The 20294-nt window shown below is 67.1% G+C and carries 16 protein-coding genes; 8 read left to right on the top strand and 8 right to left on the bottom strand.

What is annotated here, in order from left to right:
* Positions 1–23: 23 nt before the first annotated feature.
* Positions 24–914 (bottom strand): UbiA family prenyltransferase, encoded by an 891-nt coding sequence (locus ACH4SI_RS16395; RefSeq protein WP_398296565.1) that lies wholly within the window; start codon positions 912–914, stop codon positions 24–26.
* Positions 915–1245: 331 nt separating this feature from the next.
* Between ACH4SI_RS16395 and ACH4SI_RS16390 the strand changes: the two genes are divergently transcribed.
* A complete protein-coding gene (locus ACH4SI_RS16390) occupies positions 1246–2064 on the top strand; it encodes a hypothetical protein (RefSeq protein WP_398296388.1) in 819 nt (272 codons plus the stop codon).
* A gap of 116 nt (positions 2065–2180) precedes the next feature.
* Here the strand turns inward: ACH4SI_RS16390 and ACH4SI_RS16385 are convergent, their stop codons facing one another.
* The 5 genes from ACH4SI_RS16385 to ACH4SI_RS16365 all read right to left on the bottom strand — a co-directional run bounded on the left by ACH4SI_RS16385 (position 2181) and on the right by ACH4SI_RS16365 (position 9165).
* A complete protein-coding gene (locus tag ACH4SI_RS16385; RefSeq protein WP_398296387.1) occupies positions 2181–2585 on the bottom strand; it encodes a hypothetical protein in 405 nt (134 codons plus the stop codon).
* Positions 2586–3138: 553 nt separating this feature from the next.
* Positions 3139–3552, bottom strand: a complete 414-nt coding sequence (locus tag ACH4SI_RS16380; protein WP_398296386.1) for a hypothetical protein — start codon at positions 3550–3552, stop codon at positions 3139–3141.
* Positions 3552–5684 carry an integrase gene (locus tag ACH4SI_RS16375; protein WP_398296385.1) on the bottom strand — a complete coding sequence of 711 codons (2133 nt, stop codon included), beginning with the start codon at positions 5682–5684 and terminating at the stop codon, positions 3552–3554. Before ACH4SI_RS16375 ends, ACH4SI_RS16380 begins: the two co-directional genes overlap by 1 nt.
* Positions 5681–7489, bottom strand: coding sequence for a hypothetical protein (locus ACH4SI_RS16370; RefSeq protein WP_398296383.1), 1809 nt, complete (start codon positions 7487–7489; stop codon positions 5681–5683). Before ACH4SI_RS16370 ends, ACH4SI_RS16375 begins: the two co-directional genes overlap by 4 nt.
* A 62-nt stretch (positions 7490–7551) precedes the next feature.
* Positions 7552–9165 (bottom strand): site-specific integrase, encoded by a 1614-nt coding sequence (locus ACH4SI_RS16365; protein ID WP_398296382.1) that lies wholly within the window; start codon positions 9163–9165, stop codon positions 7552–7554.
* A 9-nt stretch (positions 9166–9174) separates the two neighbouring features.
* On the opposite strand from ACH4SI_RS16365, the gene ACH4SI_RS16360 reads away from it, so the two are divergent.
* The 7 genes from ACH4SI_RS16360 to ACH4SI_RS16330 all read left to right on the top strand — a co-directional run bounded on the left by ACH4SI_RS16360 (position 9175) and on the right by ACH4SI_RS16330 (position 18467).
* The gene (locus tag ACH4SI_RS16360; protein WP_398296380.1) at positions 9175–10710 is read left to right on the top strand and encodes a GNAT family N-acetyltransferase; all 1536 of its coding nucleotides are present in this window, start codon (positions 9175–9177) and stop codon (positions 10708–10710) included.
* Positions 10711–10727: 17 nt separating this feature from the next.
* The gene (locus tag ACH4SI_RS16355) at positions 10728–11360 is read left to right on the top strand and encodes a M15 family metallopeptidase (RefSeq protein WP_398296379.1); all 633 of its coding nucleotides are present in this window, start codon (positions 10728–10730) and stop codon (positions 11358–11360) included.
* A gap of 38 nt (positions 11361–11398) precedes the next feature.
* Positions 11399–12955, top strand: coding sequence for an NUDIX domain-containing protein (locus ACH4SI_RS16350; RefSeq protein ID WP_398296378.1), 1557 nt, complete (start codon positions 11399–11401; stop codon positions 12953–12955).
* A 180-nt stretch (positions 12956–13135) separates the two neighbouring features.
* Entirely contained in the window at positions 13136–14242 is a 1107-nt protein-coding gene (locus ACH4SI_RS16345) for an NUDIX hydrolase (protein WP_398296377.1), read from the top strand.
* Between the two features lie 120 nt (positions 14243–14362).
* Positions 14363–15325, top strand: a complete 963-nt coding sequence (locus ACH4SI_RS16340; RefSeq protein ID WP_398296376.1) for an endonuclease/exonuclease/phosphatase family protein — start codon at positions 14363–14365, stop codon at positions 15323–15325.
* Positions 15326–15432: 107 nt separating this feature from the next.
* A complete protein-coding gene (locus ACH4SI_RS16335) occupies positions 15433–15993 on the top strand; it encodes a hypothetical protein (protein ID WP_398296375.1) in 561 nt (186 codons plus the stop codon).
* Positions 15994–16322: 329 nt separating this feature from the next.
* Positions 16323–18467 carry a hypothetical protein gene (locus ACH4SI_RS16330; RefSeq protein ID WP_398296374.1) on the top strand — a complete coding sequence of 715 codons (2145 nt, stop codon included), beginning with the start codon at positions 16323–16325 and terminating at the stop codon, positions 18465–18467.
* A gap of 57 nt (positions 18468–18524) precedes the next feature.
* Here ACH4SI_RS16330 and ACH4SI_RS16325 read toward each other — a convergent pair whose 3' ends face one another.
* Together ACH4SI_RS16325 and ACH4SI_RS16320 are read right to left on the bottom strand one after the other, a co-directional pair.
* Entirely contained in the window at positions 18525–19088 is a 564-nt protein-coding gene (locus ACH4SI_RS16325; RefSeq protein ID WP_398296373.1) for a hypothetical protein, read from the bottom strand.
* Positions 19089–19405: 317 nt separating this feature from the next.
* Entirely contained in the window at positions 19406–20215 is an 810-nt protein-coding gene (locus tag ACH4SI_RS16320; RefSeq protein ID WP_398296372.1) for a helix-turn-helix transcriptional regulator, read from the bottom strand.
* Positions 20216–20294 lie beyond the last annotated feature (79 nt).

The following is a 20294-nucleotide window of genomic DNA, read 5'->3' as shown; positions in this document are numbered from 1 at the left end:
ACGGCCTTTTCGCTGCGAACTCCTCACCTCAGCGAACCGAGTGCCCACAGGCCCGGCAGCCAGGAGATCCACAAGATTCTTGCAGCGGCATGCGCACTGCGGGATCCGCGCCTAAATGTCAGGATGACGGCGACGACTATCGGGGCGATTGCAGCGAAGAAAATTCTATACTCGTACGTTGTAGGACTACTACTCACCGAAATTCCAGCGATGGCATCGAAAATAAATGCTCCTGCCGCGACACGGAAGGCCACAAATGATTTCTCTCGCCCTATTGAGATTGGAAGAGTTCGCAAGCCAGCCTGAGCGTCTCCATCCAAGTCGATAATCGTTTTGAGTAAGTCATAAGAGAGCATGAACAAAAAAACACTGAGGTAGGCGAAACTGACTTCGAGACCGACGACCCCTACCGCAGAGGCTCCGAAGAGTACGGAGCTACTTGCCACCAAAGCTACGACCACATTACTGAGCGCTACAAGCCGACCTTTGACTAGGTATGAGTAAGCGACTCCCGAGCTTAGCAACGATACGGCGAAGACGAAGTTGATCCATCCGAGAGGGTAAGCCAGGGTCAATGCCAGGGTGGACAGAACCACGGCAGACCACAAAGCGACACTCGGAGAAACCCTGCCAGAGGGAATTGGACGGTCCTTCTTGTTCACTGAGTCCACGTCTACGTCCACGGCATCGTTCACCACATTGGCCACAGCGCAGGTAAATGCCATACAACCAGCAGCGAAAATGGTAGTTCGAGGAGACTCCACTTGAGGGGAGGCCAAATGCGCCCCCAACACAGTAGCGACACCAGCAGCCACACATGTGGTCCAACGGGTCAGCGAAGCGAAATCAATGGCCCTCTGTCGTAGCGATCTTCTGACGCGCCTGACGAATTGAGCCCTATCCTCGACGAGCATCACGGAGACCCTTATCGTTTTTCACACCTTTTGCACTGACTCTTGAGCGACCTGATTCCTGACCGGCCCCTCGGCTGTAAGCGCGGCGCCTTCACTATAGATGCTCGCCCGGCATAATTGATCGAACCGATCCTTGGGTGCGTCGCTTGCCGCGGGAGGCAAAGTGTGGAGCTGGCTACGAGTGAGTGAATCTCCTAAGCGCACTCCGCCTTGCGTGGGTCGCCACGCGCTCCTCGCTGTCCGCCTACTCTCATATTATGTTCGCCATCTGATCTTTCAACCTTACCGGAAAGAACTCGAGGCGGAACCGTCTTTCGCTGCGCCTTCCACCGTGAGCACGCGCCACCAATCTGCTGCCACAGATGCCGTACTTGAGATAATCCTCCGGGGATATGGCCGCCTTGCTGGCTTTGAAGTAGAGGAGACGGATGGGCAAATTGCTGTACGCTACGTGCTTTTTGCTTCCGCCCTAGACGACGAGTACGAAAGACACTTGCAGGAGAGCGAACCCCCGACCTTTTCGGTAATCGTGGCAAATGCTCGAGTGCAGGTAGCCCTGTCTGCCTTGGTTAAACTCTTGCGTAAGAGGTACAGCACCGAGATTGCCGATTTGAGTCTAAGCCTGCTCACTCAAGATGCTTCGGAATATTATCAGAGCCATGTCTGGCAGCCGCCAGAAAGTTCCAAAAAGAGTTTCCAGGCCCTACTCTCCAGCTTCTCAGGTGAATGCTCTGGCTACATGGTATTCCTTGCTCGCCTCATCGGAATTCCCCACGGATACATGCCATCCACTACAGTCCTCAATGAGTTTGCCTCTCTAGGAATGGCAGCTAAGCTTGCCGATGACCTAAAGGACATCAGGTTGGATTTATTGCGAGGATGCGAAAACCTCTTCTGCTCCCTACTCCAGGAATATCCGGACGAGTACAGAAGGGCCGTCCCCGTAATCTTGTCAAAAAGGCGGCTCAATGGACGAGTCTGGCAGGCTCTGACTTCCACCACCTTACGAGAATATCTGGCCGTTCACAGTTCGTTTCGCAACCAACTGACCTCGGCGCATTTTAGAGACGCAGCTGACCTGATGCTGGTCTCCGCCCTCCTGCGCAATACGCCGATGAGCGGTATCACGGGGACACGCGCCGTGAGGTAAGCCGCCACCTTCTCTTGCGGGAGCCGTCATGCCAGGGCGGATCAGGCATCTCCGTGGCCGCTGCCCACGCGTGCACCACCGCAGTGATCGGCCTGCTCGCCGAGCGCCCGTCCGGTCTACTGAAAGTCCTGTGAAGGTCGGCTGGACTTCGTCCTGCTCGACGGCCCCCTGACTGAGTCCGAGGTCCCCGCACAGCGATGGGGCTCGCGATCGACGAATCCGGCGATCGCCAGGACGGCACCGCCGCCGCGCAGCAGTCTGATCTGCGACGTCAGCGACGCGAGCACCGGCGACGCACGCCACGCCGGGCTGGACGGCTCGATGTGGGTGGACACATGGACCTGGTCGGCGCCGCGGTTCCTCACGCTGGTGGACACACGGATCGGCCCTCCGTCGGCACCGTTCGCATCGTGCACATGCTCGTCGGACCGTACGTCGACCTCGAAGTCCGCATCGATCCGGTAGCCGGCATCGATGTCCATCGGCTCGAAGGCTTCCGCGGACAGAACCTCGACCTGCACGATCTCCCTGAGCCCAGGTGGACGGCGACCCGCGGTCGACAGGGCTTGTTCGACGACCAGTCCAGCATGATGTGCGGCATCCGCAGAGCGGCGCCGGCCCGCAGAGCCGTGGGGAACTGGACGCTTCCGCGATCGTCGCGCAGCCATGCTTCACCGGCGAAACTCAGCGACGGCGGAAGCGTCACCAGCGTGCGGCGCACATGGGCGAGGCCGAACCGGCGCAGCATCTGGATCTTCCATCTCAGGCGTTTCCAGCGCATCCCGTCGCGGTCCAGCCAGACGGTGTACCCGGCCACGGTCACGTCCTGGCGCCCCAGGTTGATCACCAACGTCGATATCGCCCAGCGCTCGTCCCGGCGCTCCCGTAAGGCGAGGACCTGCACCCGTCCGCCCGTGAGCCAGTGGCTCCAAAACTGCCAGGCCACCCCACCGCACCCGTACTCGCACCGAACGCAGCAAGCACAGTCGTCCAGTTCATGGTCAGCGAACGTATAGACAGGACCGGACGGGCACCAGATGGCCTCTGGCCGTAATCGCCGAGCGTGATCTCGGATCAGCGTGGGTCCGGCAGCCGAGTGACGCCAGAGCGGCTCTCGAGTTCGGCCTTGGCTTGCTCCAATTCGAGGGAGAGCTCCGCGGTGATCATCCGCATGATCTTACCCCTCCCCTGTTCCTGGCGGAGATCGCCCCTCAGTTCGTCGATCTCGGTCTTGAGTCGCCGGTTTTCATCAGCGAGTTCCTGCATCGCGAACGGCGTGGAGTCCTGGGCCTTCGCGCGGGCTTGGAAGTTCTGGATGAGGTCGTTGTGCCGGTACACGACATCGCGCCGAAGATCACTCTCGGCGATCAACTCCGATGCGGTCAGCTTTCCGGACTGCGAGTGCAGAGGCGTCCCGGCCAAAAGCCGGTCGGCCGCGGCCCGGATCGCGGCCCGGTCGGCTTCCTCATCACGCGGTCGGCGTCCCATCACGGCTCCTTCGTCACGGGGTTGGGATCGGGCGGGCTCGCATGGTGGGCCTCGATGACAGCCCGGCTACTCTCGGCCAGCGCAGCCGCCCGGTCCCGCAGGGGACGCGGGCTCAGCCGGTCGGCTGCTGCAGCTTCCCGCTGTCGCCGGAGGCGCCACTGCTCGACGATGTCCCTGTCCGTGTAGGCGAGGTTGATGCAACTCGACCGACACTCCCCCTCGTTGGGACCGTCCTCGGCCGGCAGGCTGGCTTCCAGACGCGCCTTGCGGCAGGCGGCGGTCTCGAGCCGCCACACACAGGTCATGGCCTCGCCGTGGTGGATGTCCGGATTCGCCTCATCGAGCAGTCGCTCAACGCTCCGGCCAGCGGTGACGACCCGTCCGGCGAACCTGGCCCGCCTGCGTACGCGGTGGCGATAATCGTCGGCGGCAGGACCAGAGACGTGTTCGCCGGTGTCCAGCAGGCGCGCGTCCTCGTCGTTCTGTTCCAGCACCATCTCCAAGGTCTCCAACTGGATGTCGTCCATCCAGGACGAATCATCCCGGCCCGCGTAACTCAAGGTGACTTTGGTGTGGACATGGGCGTACTGCAGCGCGGCGGCCACCAGTCCGCGGGGGCGGCGGACGATGAAGTACGCCAATGTCCTTCGGAACCGTGAGGCGTGCAGGTGCTTGGTCGGATCCGGAGGGATCGGCACCTCGGCATCAGGACTGCCGAAGGTGTCATTGATCCACTCCACGTAGTCCTCCAGATCCCTGGTGATCGACTCAACCTGCCGGGCGTTGAAGTCATTGGGCCTCGCAGTGTGGGCGTTGGTGAAGCTGGCGGGGAACAAGAAGGGGTAGTCGCCGAGGCTCTCCAGCAAGGCGATGGCCTCGTGCACCGGGGCGACGACGACCCATAGCCGCTGATCGGCCTCCTCCTCGGTCTCCGGGAGCTCCGGGAGCGAGGCGCGGTCGTAGCCTTTGCCTCGGCGGCCGACGATCAGCAGTTCTCCGGTCTCCTCGTCGGTGTCCCGGCAGCCGGGCCGCAAGTTGAGCACCTCCCCGGGCCGCGCCCCGCTGAGGTAGCAGATCGCCACGAAACAGGCAGTGGCCACCATGCGGATGAGATTGCGCAGCTCGGACACGGCGATGGGCGAGTCCTGCCATGGCCGGCCGTCGATCGTGCCCGTGATCTGCCCGACATAGGTGTCTTCGGCGATGGTCAGCCCCGCCTCCCGCAGGGTGCGCTTCTGTCGGGCGGTGAACGTGAAGACATGAAGCATTCGCTGGAGGGCCGAGAAGTTGATGTCCCGCTGCCCGTTCTCCGTACGGTGCCCCGGCAGCGGGGTTCCCTCTCGTCGGCAGCGCGTTATGTACCGCGCGATGCGTTCACTCTTCGACAGACCGTGGAATTCGGCCTGCGAGGCGTGTGTCCCGGCGAGCATCTGGTGGTGTGCGACCCAGGCGTCGCGGACGTCCGGGCCGACCACCTCAATGACGTGCAGCGCCCAGGCGAGGAGCGCGGTCATGGTCGCCGGTGCGATCTGCGGCGTCTTGTTGGCCCGGCCTCCGGAAGGGACCTTGAGATCGTCGGATGCGCGGGGCCAGGGATAACCGGTGGCCAGCCGTCCCTCGGCCGGCAGGTGCGTGCCGTACAGCCACAGGGTGCGCACCGCGGCCAGAATGTCCACCTTCCGCCCTGGCTTGCGCGCCAGGGCCAGGACGTAGGCGCGGTAGGCGTCAAGGTGGTGTTCGGTGACGTCGCACAGGCACGAGATGCCCGTCCCGACGAGCCACTCCGCGAAGACCTGCAGGTCCATGAACCAGTAGTCGAGCGTCGAGACGCTCGGGCGCTCGTTACCGCGCTGAACGGTGATCGGATTGCTCGGATAGGGGTGGTCGAGCGCTGCGAGGAAGAACGTCTTGAAGGGAAGCTGGAAGTCGGACGGGTAGTGCTCCCAGGCCAGGGGCGAGACGTTCAGGTGTGCATCGGGGTGCGCCGGCTTGATGTGCCAGACGGGGTCGCCGAAGCGGGACAAAGTCTTCACGTCGGTTCCGGCGCGCAGGGACCGGTTGCGGAGGATCACGGTGTCGGCGGCTGGCCAAATGCCGTCCGGTGCCGCGCGAAAGGCGGCGGCGGTGGTCATCGCAGGTCCCAACGGCCGTCAAGGAGATCATCCACGAGCCGCTGCTGGCCTGTGCCGAGATCGGCTCGGGCCTGCTCGTGTTCGGCGTCGGTGAAGTGCTTGATGATCTCCTCCAACTGCTGAAGCGGAGCACGGAAACGGGCCTGCCACACACGTGGCTCGAGGTGAGGGCGGCGCTGACGGATGCCGTCACGGACGGCCAGTTGAACCGGAAGGTGATGCGGCAGCGCCCGGGCGTTCTCACAGGTGAGGCACTGCAAGAACGAGGCCGGGCACGGTTGGCCGGGCTCTGCGACAGGACTGGCAAGGTGATCCACACAGGCGACAGCGGCGGTATCCCGCTGGGCGTCGAGAAGGTCCTTCAGCGTCCTGGATTCCAGACCCGTCTGGGCGGCGGCCTCGCCCAGGTTCTCTCGGGCCCAGGCGACGAACTCGGCGGTGAAGACGGGAACGGACTGGATCACACGGGCCTTGGCGACTTCCTGGCACAGGGCCGCACCGACGACCCGCCGGCTGTCGACCCGCACCGTGCTGCTGCCCTTGAGGTAGACGTCGTTGAGGGTGCGGCGCGAGTGCGCCACGGGATGCTGACGGCGTTCCAGGGACGTCTGCCGGACCCTGACCACGTCCACCCCCGGCCGACCGGGGGTGGCGTGCCGGGCCGCAGGGAAACCGTGTGCGCGGGCCCATCTGAGGACATCGTGGGCCCCGACTCCCACGCCCCAGCGATCCGCCTGTTGGCCCTCTTGACTCCCGCTGAGATAGAGCGAGACGAAGGCCGCAGACGCCCCGCTGTGACGGCGCGGCAGCTCCGCGAGCGACAGCAGGAGCAGGTACAGGCGCAGCGGCGATCGCATGAGGCGGGGCTCGTCGGCGCCCACGCCGAGAAGGTCAGCGACGTCGTCGGGCAGATGCTCCAGCGCGGCGACCATGTGTTCCTGTTCGGGGCCGCGCCGGGGCTTGGATTCCTCGACCAGGAGGACGCGCTCGTCGTCCCGGGCGCCCTCTGGGTGAAAATGGGCGGCGGGCCAGGTGGCGACGGTGCCGAAGTTCTCCTGGGTCAGCGCGGTCAGCAAGAGACAGAACGCGGTCGCGTCCGCCCTGGTCAGACACAGCCTCGCGGCCAGGCGGCGAAAGCCGCCGCCCCGCAGTACTGCTTTCGTGTAGTCACCCGAGCGTGGCATACGTGGCAGGTCGGCGGTCCGGTCGAACAGGTCCAGGAGCGCGCCCTCCTCCGCCTCGTGTCGGCTGAGGTCCGGATCGCCATCGCGCCACCGCGCCAGAAGGCGGCGTCCGGCCTCGATCCTCTCCCGGGCCAGGCGGACGTCCCGACGCGCCGCCGTCATGATCGCCTGCCAGTCCTCGTCCTCGTAGGCGCCGGGGCTCACCTCCTCGGGCTTCTTCACACGAACGTCGAAGAGGGCCTGGCGAGCCTCCTCAGGGAGTTCCGGATCGCCCCGCAGCGCGGCCCGCAGACTCTTGAGGGCGGAATGCTGGCGCTTCGGACGGTCGTCGTAGTACTCCACGAACGCACGGATGTGCGCACCGGTCAGCTCCTGCGGACAAGCCGGCTGGGGCTGGTACCGGTTGAGAGCTCGCGCAAGTCCCTGCAGAGCGTCGAAGTGCTGACCTGCCGCACTGAGCCGCTTGACCGAGGTACGAGCCGTGCCGACGCGGCGGCTGAAACACCTGGCCAGCCACTGCTGCAGCTCGGGCGTCACGTCGCAGGTGGAGAAGTCGTAGGTCTTGAACCGCTCGCCGGACTCCTCCAAGAACCGCACCAGCGTGCCGGATCCCTCCGGCACGATGCCTCGCTGCGGCGGCTGCCACGAGGCCGACGGCAGACTCGCTCGCCGTCCGCCCCGGCTCATCGGGTAGCCTCCGCTGCCGTCAGGACCACCCCGGTGGCGGCGACGGCGGTCCGGACGAGGGCCTCCAGTGCCGTCTGCTCGTCTTCGTCGAGCAGCGCCATCAGGTAGTCGACGTGAAGCCCGGTGAACGGCGCCAGATAGTGATCACGCGTCGTGTCCGGGTGGCTGTGGCCCATCAAAATCGACAGGGCGTACCAGACGTCGCCGAACTGGTCACGAAGGTCCTTGAGTTGCTCGTCGGTGTATCCGTCCAGGTGGGGCTGCCACACCATGGACAGCACCAGGTACCAGCGCAGGGCGAACGAGTGGCGGAGCATATGAGCGCGGGCCCACACAGGGCATTGTGACCGGCGGCGCTCGCGCTGCTCGGGCGTCAGTTCTTCTGCCGAGAGGTCGGCCCACAGATCGGCGATGCGTTCGTTGGCGTCCCGGAAGGTGTCCTCCCAGCCTCCGACCTTCTTCGGCAGGCCGTCGTGCGAGAGCCACACCGCGAGCGGCTCCAGCCCATTGGGCGTTCTGCGGAACAGCCGTAGGCGCTCGTCGGGACCGAGCACGTCCAAGGATTGCGGTACCGAGCCTCCGGATGCCGACTCGATGTGCAGCTCCCGCGTGCGCGCACTGTAGCCCGTCACGATCCGCAGCCCGGGCAAGCGGTCGTAGCGCCCGGCCCGCTGGGCCCGGCGGATCACTTCGGTTCGCGATCCCTCCACCTCGTCCATGTACGAGGCCATCGAGTCCATCAACACGCGGCGCGGAATCCGGTAGTAGCGGCCCTCGTCCGGCGAGCCCTTGATGCACGCGGCGGCCAGCCATGCCTTCAGGTACCGCCCCTTTGCGCCGAACGGCAGCTCGACGTCGAGAATGCTGGCCCACTCCTGGAGCCGCAGCCCGGTGCCGTACAGGCCATCGGTGAAGGCGACGTCTCGGTCCTCGTTGTACCCGCGCCATCCCGGGCGTCGCAGGCCGTCGAACCCGTAGCCGCGCAGCCCGATGTTGCGCCACTGCTCGTACCCGCTGAGCAGGAGCCACTTCACCTGGCGCCGGCGGCTGCCCGCCGGCCTCAAGGGGTCACGCCCGTTTCTGGCCAGCGGCTTTCCGTCCTGGTCAACCGGGCCGGATGGCTTCGCGGGCGCATGGGCTTGGCGGGGCACGGAGGGCACCGGGTTGATCGTCCGGTACCGGGGGCCTGCCCAGGTGTAGAAGCAGTTGAGGGCCGCACGGTCGGTGTCGAAGCTCGTGCCCTTGACTCGCTCGTCATTGCGGGCGTCGGTGATCCGCCAGTCCTTGTACGCCTCAACGTCACCAGGCGTCGCTTCGTCCCATTTACGGCCGAAGACGTGAAGGAAGGTCAGCCACACCGCGAGGGAGTAGGCGTACCGCCGCATCGTCTTCACCGACGCGCCCGCCATCGAGCCGGTACGGAAGAAGAGGTTGATCCGCGGATCTGCATGGCCTGTAGGGGAGTTCAGAATCGGCGTGCCGTGGCGGGCCCCGTTACGAGCTGTCCGCTCGTGCAGGTCACCGAACCATAGGAACTCCTCAAGTAGGTCAGACGGAACAGCTTCAACCATGTCGTAGAAGTCGACGGTCCAGCGATCGGTCGCCCCCATAATTCCTCCATGCTGCGCAGGTTATTTCTACAACATGCGAGTGCCTGGAAAACGTCCGGACATCTGGACGGCTCGCACGAGGATGTCGTCACCGCCCTGGTGCGCGAGGCACGGGAGGAGACTTGCGTCGTCATCGATCCGGTGGACGTACGGGCCGCTGTCACCGTGCATCACCGCAGCCCCGGCGGGCACTCCCGGACTGGGTTCTTCTTCGAAGTCCGGCGGTGGGAAGGCGAACCGCAGATCGCGGAGCCCGAGGTGTGCGACGCGATGGACTGGGTGTGTCTCGACGCTCTGCCCACCGACATGGTGGCGTACTGCCGTGCCGGACTGGACGCCTACGCGGCAGGCGCACGGCTGGCGGTCCACTTTCAGATGTCCGGCGACGCCATCGCCTACCACCCTGACGCCGACCGTCTTCGCATCGTGCCGAACGTGACCGGCCAGCCGCCCGTCAGCCGCCCCGAAGCCGCTGTTGTGGAGTTCGCGGAACAGGCGATGGGACTGCACCGCGGCCCGGCACCGGCCGCCACGGCCGGCCCTCCGGACGCGCCAGGGCGACCGGCGGTCCGCATGGCCACGCCTGCCGATGCCGAAGGCATCGCCCGGCTGCGCTCCGCCTACGTCCTGTCCGAGCCCCTGAACGAGGAGTGGATCCAACGGTCCACCGCCGAGCTGGCACCGCGGCTGACCCCGGCGGGGGACGCACGCGCCTTCGTCATCGACGCGCCGGACGGCTCGCTCGCCGCCTGCGCCCTCGGCCTGATCCACCCCGTGCTCCCTGCACCGGCCTATCCCAAGGGCTTGGCCGCCCGCGTGCACGTCGTGGCCACACACCCAAAGCTCCGGCGCCGCGGCTGCGCCAGGGCCGTGGTGTCCGCGCTGCTGCACCAGCTCCAAGCCGAGCATGTCACGCTATTCGAGTTCCACGCCAGCGACGAAGCAGCGCCGCTCTACCGCGAGTTTGGGTTCGCGAGCAGTCCGGCGCTGATGCGGATGACGCGCCTTGAAGTACCGGCCGTCCCTGAGGAGCGGCACAGCGGCCCCACCCGGCTGCCGCCCGAGCAGTACGCCGAAACGGTGATGAAGGCGACCGGCTTCGCGTGCGTCTACTTCACCGACGAGGACGACCGTCCGCTCCAGCTCCACGCCGTCTACTCCTCAACGCATCCGTGGCAGATGGCCGGCGGCACGATGGATCCCGGCGAGCGACCATGGCAGACGGCCATCCGCGAGTGCGAGGAGGAAACCGGCATCACCCTGGCCGGGCCACCGCGACTCCTGGCGACGGTCTTCGGCCTGCCCGGAACCGAATGGCCCTACAGCACGATCGGCTGCGTCTTCGACGGTGGCCGACTCACCGCGGCGCAGATCCGCGGCATCGCTCTGGATCCAGCCGAACACGACCATCTCCGCGTCCTGCCCTTGGAGGAGTGGGAGGCGTTGATGCCACCTCGGGACTTCGCGCGGCTGAGCGCCGTGGCACAGGCCCGCCGTACCGGCGTGGCCGCGTACTTCGACACCTGGGACTGGGGGAACGAATGAGCAGCAGCATCGTGTTGATGTCCGACCGGAGAGTGGCCGCGATCCCCCTCCACGAATGCGGCGAGGAACTCGCCGATGTCCGCGCGCACGGCATTCACGTCGACCTCCGCAGGATGGATGACACTGGAGCCTTCGTACACGTTCGGCGAGGAGTCCTCAACCGGCTGCTCCATGCTCAGTCGCTGCTGCCCGCAGGGATGCGCCTGCTGTTCGTGGAGGGATTCCGGCCGCCGTCCCTGCAAAGGCGCTATTTTGAGGAGTACTCCGAGGAGCTGGCCCGCGCCCACCCTGACTGGCAGACCGCCCAGATCCGGGAGGCCGCCAGCCGCTTCGTCTCGCCCCCGGAGATCGCGCCGCACTCCGCCGGTGCGGCCGTCGACGTCACGCTCGTCGACCACCATGGCCGCGAGCTGGACATGGGGACTCGGGTCAACGCCTCGCCGGAGGAATCCGACAGCGCCTGCTACACCAATGCCCCCGGTCTCAGCAGCCGAGCCCGGACGAATCGCACCACCCTCGCCAGCGCGCTGTCCGCGGCCGGGCTGGTCAACTACCCGACCGAGTACTGGCACTGGAGTTTCGGCGACCGGTACTGGGCCCTGCAAAGCAGCCAGCGTGCCGCCCTGTACGGGCCCGTCGAACTGCCGTAACCACGCCATGTTCCGCCTTGACGTACGAGGAGCGATCTGTGGGATACACCCGGGCCGACTGGTCCGAGCACTACACCGACGGCCGCGGTTTCCGGCCGCTCGGCGACCAGGAGAAGGCTCTGCTCGTCGAGCATGTTCCGGCGGCCGAGGGCGGCCGTGCGCTCGACGCCTGCTGCGGAACCGGTGAGCTGGCCACGTTCCTGGCCGCGCTCGGATACACCGTCGACGGTGCCGACTTCGCTGAAGGCGCCCTCGCTCGGGCCCGCTCAGAACACGCTGGCGCGGACGGGGTGCGCTGGCTGTGCCTGGACATCGAGCACGACGACCTGTCCGTCCTGGCCGAGGACGGCTACGACCTGATCACCATGCGGCTCAGCGTCGCCCTCATCCGCGACCGCACCCGCGCGGTGCGCAGCCTCAGTGCCCGGCTGCGGCCCGGCGGCATCCTGGTGATCATCACCCCCGTAGTGGCCAGCACCTCGCAGGAGCGGCAGGACTTCGCCTTAGACGAGGACGAGATCAACCTGGTGGCCGAGGGCTGGGAGCAGGCAGAGCAGTACGACGCCGACGGCCTGGCATTCCTGGTGCTGCGCGCTCCGCAGCAAGGGTTCACCGCGGTGGAGAAGGGACGTCCGACACCGCAAGCGGTGCTCGGCGCCTGCGTCGTCATCACGCACACCGCCGGGCGCGTGCTGCTCGGGCGTTCGACGCGGGGTATGTGGGAGTTGCCCGGCGGTCGGATCGAGACCGGCGAATCGGCCCAGGCCGCAGCCGTACGAGAGCTGGCCGAGGAGACCGGTCTGAAAGCCAGCCTCGACGACACGCACCTGCTGACGATCCTCCACGACGACCGCGCCGACGTCCGCCGCATCTCTGCCGTGGTCCGCGTCACCGCCTGGACCGCCGACTTGGCCCTGCCCGAGCCGCACCGCTTCACACGGTGGGAGTGGCACGACCTGCACACCCTGGCCAGTCTAGGCCCGGTCTTCGCCCCCTCTGCGCAGGCCCTGGAGGCGGTTTGGCCGGGTGTGCTGCCTGGCCTGCCGCCCGTCCACTCCTACCCGCGCGCCATGCCCCCTTCAGGGGTCGACGGCGAGTCGGCCGAGGCCGTCCGGCTGCGCAACCAGATGGTCGGCTCCGCCCCCGCGACGGGCTGTTCGGAAGCAGAGGCGGCACTGGCCCTCGACTCGGCGGATGCGAGATCCGAGGTGCGGACAGGGCGCTGCGAGTGCGGTCACATCGCCTACGAAGTGGTCGGCTTCCCGGACGATCCGCATCTGTGCTCGTGCCGTCACGAGAAACGACTCTCCGGCGGACCCGCTGTGCTGTGGGTCGGTTTCCCGAAGACCACGCTGACCTGGACCGGACCAGGCGGCGAGCCCACCTGGTACGCGACCTGGCCCACGCTGCGCCGCGGCTTCTGCCCCCGCTGCGGAAGCCACCTCGTCTCCATCGCCGACGACTCGGACATGATCATGGTGACCGGCTTCAGCCTCGACGACCGCAGCGGCATCGCCCCTGTCGGGCACTCCTTCCGCGAGGAATCCGTGCCTTGGATGACCATCGCCCTTGCCCCCGATCCGCGCGCTGGGTAGCCAGCCTCGTCATGACCCCTCACCCGCTCAACAAGCGGCGGCGAAAGCCCCCGTTGCCTGGCCGCCGTCGTTCCTTCACCCCCGGTCGCCAGACGAGAGGCCGCGGTCGGCCTGAAGGAGTGCTCAGGCCCAGCCGGAACTCGCCATGCCTCAGATTCGCACGTGGATAAGGAGTCCTTGATGGACGCGGAGCACGAGACCGCCCCCGCTTTCCCCAAACAGCCGCAGATGTCGGCGGCTGAGTACGCCCGATCCCGGCACGCGGTCTGGATGAGCGCCGCTGCCCTGGTCACCGACCCGCTCGGCCGCGTTCTGCTGGTCAAGCCCACCTACCGTGAGCAGTGGCTGCTGCCCGGCGGTGCCGCTGAGCCCGGGGAGAGCCCGGCGGATGCCTGCCGACGCGAGGTCAGCGAGGAGCTCGGCCTGACGCGCGAACCGGGACGGCTCCTGGCCGTGCACTGGCTGCCCCCGGATCACCCCGACATCGCCCCGGGCATGCGAGTACCTGGCGAGATCCGCTACATCCTCGACGGCGGCACTCTTACCCATGAGGAGATCGCCGCGGTGCGCACCCCCGCGGAGGAGCTGACGGGCTTCGAGTTCGTCGACTCCACCCAGGTGGAGCAGCGGATGATCCCCGTCGACGCGCGGATCCTCCTCGCCGCGCTGCGGGCACGGCTGTCCGGCACGACCGCGCACCTGGAGGGTGGCCGGCACGTGGGTGAGGAACCGCCGCTGGACCGGTACGACGTCCGTGTGCGGTCGCGGGCCGGCGGGGGGTTGCCCTGGCACGCGGAGCCGGTGCCCGCTGGCCTGGAGGTGAAGCAGGCGTGGGGATGGCTGTTTGTGCCGGACGGCCGGGTCGTCCTGGTGGTCGACCCGAAGAACAGGCTCCCCGCGCTGCCGGGCGGAACGATTGAGGCTGCCGACACCTCGCCTGAGGACACGCTGTGCCGTGAGGCCGTGGAGGAGGCCCAGGCCACGATCGGTGAGCCAGTACGTCTGGGCTGGGTCTTTGACGCGACCGGTGAGGTGTACGGCGGGATCGGGCCGTGCGCCCGCCTCCGGCTGACCGCTCCCGTCACCTCCGTCGGCCCGGCCGCAGTAGATCCGGCCACCGGTCGCACCTTCGCGCGGCTTCTGGCCACCCCCGACCAGGCTGCCGCGCTCCTCGGCTGGGGCGAGCCGGGCTACCAGCAGGCCGAACTGGCAGCCCGGCTAGCCGAAGACCGCTGGGGAATCCCCCACCCTGCTCCGGCGCCGATCACCGAACTCCCGCCAACGTGACCGTGAGAACTCACATGGTCCGGGGCGCTGCTCGCCCGCCGCCGCCACCAGACCAACCACCCCGGCGGGGCGCGTTCGGCACCCTGCCCACGAACAGCAACCCACGACAAGGAGGGGATCATGCGGACGATCCGTCTCGCTAACCTCAACGCCTACAAGCTCACCCCCGCCACCCGAGGCACCAGCTCCTGGGACGCCCGGGCCACCGCCATCCAGGAAATCGCGCCGGACATCCTCGCCCTGCAGGAAGTCGTCATCGACGAGAACACCACCAGCCGCGATTCATGGGAGGCCGAAGCCGCCTCGCTCATCCAGGACCTGGCCGCACAGTGCGGCCTGACCGCCAGCATGAGGGCGAGCGACGGCCACCCGCACGGCACCGCCATGGCCGCGAACTGGCACCGGCCGTGGTGGACGGCTCTGATGTGGAACCCCGACACCGTGGAACTGGTCGAGGGCTCCTACCGCCCCTTCGGCGCGCCGGACTACTGGCACGGCTGCACCACGGCCCGCTTCGACGTCGGCGCCAGGGAGCCGATCCTCGTGGCCAGCTACCACGGAGACCCCTTCCGTCCCGACTTCCGGTACAACGAGGCGCTCCGACTGAAGGGCACCTTCCGTACGACAGGTGGCGTCAAGCCCGGATTCTGCGTGGGGGACTTCAACTCGATCTCCGCCGCCAAGGTCGACGACGGACAGAGCGGTCGCCAGTACTACGACGACGAGCCCTACACCGCCATGCACCATGACGATCTCGAATCCCAGGTGCAGACCGGAACGATCGGCACGACGCAGCTGGCGGACCGTCGGCCAACCGAGGCGCTGCTGCGCAAGGGATACATGGTCGATGCCGCCACACATCTCGGTGCTCCGTGGGAGCCGACGGTCGGGCACTGGGAGGACGGCCGCGGTGACCCCGACCCATGGGGGCCAAGGCGCATCGACCTGATCCTGGCCAGCCGATCCGTCGCCCCCGCGCTGACCGACTACCAGGCTCATCGCAGTGCCGCCGCCGAGGAAGCATCCGACCACCTCCCCGTCTACGCGGACTTCGACCCCAGCAAGATCAGCAACGAGCAGTGATGCGGCGCTTCATGGGCCCCCACCGGCTGTGGGGCAGCGAGGGAGGACCAGATGAGGACTGGGTCAAAGCGCATGTGCTGTGGCTCCCCCAGGACCAGCCTCAGGTCATGGCGTACTTCGGCCAGCTGCGGGAAGTCGTGGACCGCTTTCCGGACGTCATCGCGCCGATCGACGACGACGACCTCCACATGACGATTCAGTCCGTCCGCCAGTTCAACACCGAGGGAGCTCGGGTGGACGACACGCAGTTGGCCCTTGCCGCCCGCCTGGTCCAGCAGGAGTTGGAGGGGATGGCACCGTTTGACATCGAGATCGGTCCGGCTCGGGCGGCCGGTTCCGCCGGCGTCGTGGACATCTGGCCGCAGGCGGGCCCGGCGGAGCTCAACCGGCGCGTGCGCGCGGGATTGGAGGCGGCAGGGATGGTGCTTCCTCCGGCCGAGGATCACTTCTGGTGTCACATATCCTGCGGGTACGGGCTGCATGACACCGACAGCCCGGAGCTGGCAGCCCGCTCGGACCAGTTCGCTTCGGAGATTGGCACAAGCATCCGCCCGGCCCGCACGCAAGCCCAGGTCAACACGGTGTGGCTGGTATGGGAGCAACAGCACCCGCAGCGCAACACATACTCCTTCGAGTGCATGCACGCCCTGCACTTGCGGGTCTCCTGATCTCGTCCGGCCCGCGAGAGGGAAGGATGCCCGGGCCCATGCGCGCGGCCTGGGCCCCTCGGGGGCCTGTGCTGTCCTGTGCACGGCCGCTTACTGCCCTTCCCGGGAGGCAGAGGTTCCGCGGCTGCTCGATCTGCCCTTGGCCGGGTGGGGGACCGCCGGGACACCGGGCGTAGGAAGCGGCCTGCCGGTATTGGTGACGCGAGTGGCGAGGGCGGGATGCGCCGGTCGGCCAGGAGGGGGCTGTCGCCGCTGTCGCGGACGCAACCCGACGGGACGCAGCATGGGCACTAGGGTGACGTCGAGCCGTATGAGAGAAGGGGGCTGGGATGGGGGCGCACGAGCACCGGCCGGTGGAACTGCCGGGAGGCCCGGTCAACGCCGAAGGGCAGACGGTCAACGAGCCGCTACTCGGTGCCCTGATGGGGGCGGCCATCAACGGCTGTACGCCATGTGTGGACCGCCTGCTGGAGGAGGTCGCAGCCGACCCTGCCTGCGCGGTGCGTCTGGTGGAAGTGTCCCGGCTCACCGGTCTGCGGCTGAACCATGGAGAACTTCCCGGCTTCATGACCGACGATGACGACGTATCCGGTCCAGCCGCGCCGGAGTTCAAGCGGCTGGTGCGGGCTGTCACCGCCGCCGAGCCGGTGACCGAGGTGTGCGAACAGATGACGGCCGCCGATCGGCGGGCCGCGGCCGGCTACGCCATCGAGTTGCTCGTCGGCCAGTTGACGCTCGCCAACTCGATCGGATTTGACGATGAGGAAACGCTGGCGCAGATGTGCTGTGCGATCAGTGCTCTGCTCGTCGAGTGGTGGCTCTCGACCGCGCCGATGGCCCGCCGGGAGTTCACCGAGGCGTGGGAGCAGTACGTCTTCGGGCACAGGGCGGCGGGCCTGCCGGGCAACGGCGTGAACGCATTGGCTCTGGTGCTGGGCGCGGTGCTCCACCACCAGGCCCGCCAGGACCGGGTGAGCGTTCAGGAGGTGCGCACCCTGGTCTTCACTCGCGTGCTGCCGGTGCTGCAGGAACCGGAGCAGGTCGGGGCCATCCTGAGCGCGTTCGTGGCCCCGCCCGACACCGACGACGTGACGGTCCCGGTCAAGCGCTTCGCCCGGAGCAACCGCGACTTCCTCGCCGAGCTGTGCACCTTCGCCCAGCGCACGATCACCATGCACCTGAAGGACTGTCCGCACGGCCTGCGCGAGCAAGATCACGCTTGCACCCTCGCGCACCGGGGACCGGCCCTGGACAACAGCGCGGGTGCGCAGGTGGCCGCGTCCCCCTCCGCGGGAGGACGGCGCGTCGCCCTGCCGCGCATCGGCTACCGCGAGGACGAGCCCGTCGAAGACGCACCCGCTGGCTACGGCGCCGACCACACCTGGCAGATCAACACCGACCGGATTCTTCTGCAACGGTGGGACGCTGACATCGCCCGCTGGAACGAGACAATCTCCGAGGAATCCTCCATCAGCGAGCCGAACTACCAGCATGAGACCGGCCTGGAGACCTTGGCCTGCCCGGCCTGCGGCAGCCGTGGCCCCTTCCTCGCCGAAGGCCGCTGGGGCGACCCCCTCACCCTGCACTGCCGCTGCGGCGTCACCATCATGTCTCCTCTCGACGCCCCTCCCGATGACTTGGGCCGCCGCCTGCTCAAGCGGCTCATCTGGTGCGAGGCGGACCCCGCCTACGCGGCCCGCCGCCTGATGCCGCCACTGACGAGGTACCGGGAGCGCGAGCACCAGGCCCGCGCCAGCAGCTGGTACCGCGGCCCGCTTGACGAGGACATCGCCCTCGCCGAAGCCATCGACCTGAGCGGCGATGATCTTATTGAGGCCCTGGCCGCGGTCCTGAAGCCCCGAATGCCCGAGCGTCACGGAGGCCATACCCTCACCCTGCTCCTGCTTCAGGTCCTCGAGGCCCTGTCCGCCCCGGCGGTGCGTGACACCGCGGACGGCCGGGAGCTGGCCGATGCCGTGCGCGGCCTTGTGACCGACCTGAAGACAGAGAACGAACGGTGGGCCCCTACCCGGGAGCCAGTCGTGGACCGCCTGAGGGCCTGGCGGGCCGAGGGCGGACCGCAGGTGTGGCAGGATGCCTGGCTGCGCACCCTGGAGATGGCCGACCGCCACTTCGCCCGCAACCGCGTCGGCGACGGCCGCATCACCGACGGCTGTGCAGCTGTGGCCCTTGCCCAGTACCTCCTGGCCCGCGAGGCAGACACCGGCGTCGACCAGATCACGATCGACGACGTCCGCAGCCTGATGCCCCCGGGCGGCGCGGACCGGAACGCCGCAGAGATCCCGCGGCAGTGGGGCGCACGCCTCCAGGCGCTCGGCCACGACCTCGACGACACCGACGACGCGGTCACCCGAACATGGCGGCATCTGTGCACGGAGTCCGCCCTGACACGCGGCTTTGAAGCCCTGCTCGGTGAGCGGTCGTGCTACCGCATCCACTTCCGGAACACCTGACGACGCACACACGAGCAGGCAGATACGGACAAGAGGAAGATTGCGGCACGTAGGTGATCAGTCTTCGCCCAAGACCTCGGCGAGCCTGTCGAGCTGGCGCTGCCGGTGTTCCCTGAGAAGCACGTCCCCGATCGTGCTGCCGCGCTCCCAATACGGGCCGTCAGCCCGGGCGTCAGGATGGCGGGGTCCGCTTTGCCGTGCGGGAGTGCTTGCGGCGACGGCGTCCACGACGGTCAGGGCGGTCGTTCGCACCCGGTCCCACAGCACTCGGCCATCGGGATGGGACGAGAGGGCATTTCGCATCAACGTGGCGCGCGAGGAGCCGCCTTGGTCAACGAGATCGGGGCTGAGATCGAGCGCGTTGTATGCCGACCGCCGCAGGGTGCCGGTCACGCCCTCCTCCTGCGGAGCAGCAAGCGGTACGAACACCGCGTCGGTGAACGACAGGTCCAGATGCAGGATCCGCTCACGCAGGGCCGCCGCGATCAGGAACGACACCAAGGGCCGATCCGCGCCGACGTACAGAGCAGTCTCCTCCTCGGAGAGCTTGAAGAGTCGATCTTGGCGAGACTGCTCCAGGGCCTCCACATGGAGGCCGATCAACAGGTCCGCCCAGACCATGCAGCACTCCCACACGGTCCGGGGCGACGTCTGCGCCGTCGGGGGCTCACGGGGTGTCACGATGGTCAATCCCTCTCACAGTCACCCCGTGGACAAAGCTCGGCCACGGGCTGGTCCGGCCCTTCGACCGACCAGCGTAGCCCTGTCCTCCAGGAGTACCCTCAGCGCGCTGAAGATGCCGCCAGGTAGTCGTGCAGGGGTCCAGGTAGGCCCTCCTTGGCCCTTCAGTTCCGGGAGCGCCCGATCATCAGCCCGTCGAGTGATCTCGTTCGAGCGCACGGCTGCGTAGAGGCAAATCCGTTGGAGACGGCACGGACTCACAGACGCAGCAGGATCACGAATCGTAGGTCTTGGTTGATCAGCGGAGCGAAGGCCGTGATGCGCACGCAGACCTCCTGGCCTCCGTGATACGGGAGGCGAAGGAAGCGCCTGTCCCCGTCTGAGTGTGCCCGGGTCTGGTTCGCTCTCCACATCTCCCGAGCCTCGGCGTTTCCCATGAGGATGTCGTCGCGAAGCTGGACCAGTTCTTCGCAGTCGGGATGAATAGCGCTGGCGTAGCGGATTTGAGCCAGCGAGGGGGCGGCCCAGTCCCGCCGCCAATTGAGGAGCTGCCGTCGCGCTTCAGGATGGAGGAATACGAACCGCATGAGGTTCGGCTGCTCCAAGACCTGAGGGAACCAGTCCCCGACCGGTTGGTTGTGGGCGACGATGTCCCACCACAGGTTCGACACGTACGCCGGGTGGGGCGCCATCTGATCAAGGACGACATGCATACTTTGGTCCATAGCGGCGCCGGAGGACGAGTTCCCCGGCAGCGGCGCATAGCCAGCCGCCAGCCGGAAGAGCACGGCTCGTTCAGCCTCGTCCAAGCGAAGTACCTGCGCCAGTCGACGAAGGAACTGCTCATCGAAGCGACGGTGCTTGCCGCGTTCCAGCTCCCGATACCAAGCCAGACTGACATTGGTGAGCTGTGCGACCTCTTGTTGCGTCAGGCCGGGTTTGAGTCGTCTGCGCGAAGAGTCGATCCCACGGATACGTGTGGGATCCAGGCGTTCCCGCCAATGCCTCAGAAGATATGACAGCCCCTCTGAATCTGGTCGCGCCGCGTTATGGGGTTCATCACCCACGCTTCTGCCCTCCATCTCAACTGCGGGCGACTATTTGCCACGCTTTGCCCCATTATCAAGTCATACGCGTGCTATACGG

Origin of the sequence: Streptomyces sp. NPDC021212 (assembly GCF_044332925.1) — a bacterium.
Taxonomy (GTDB): domain Bacteria; phylum Actinomycetota; class Actinomycetes; order Streptomycetales; family Streptomycetaceae; genus Streptomyces.
This window is presented reverse-complemented; position numbering and strand designations above follow the sequence as displayed.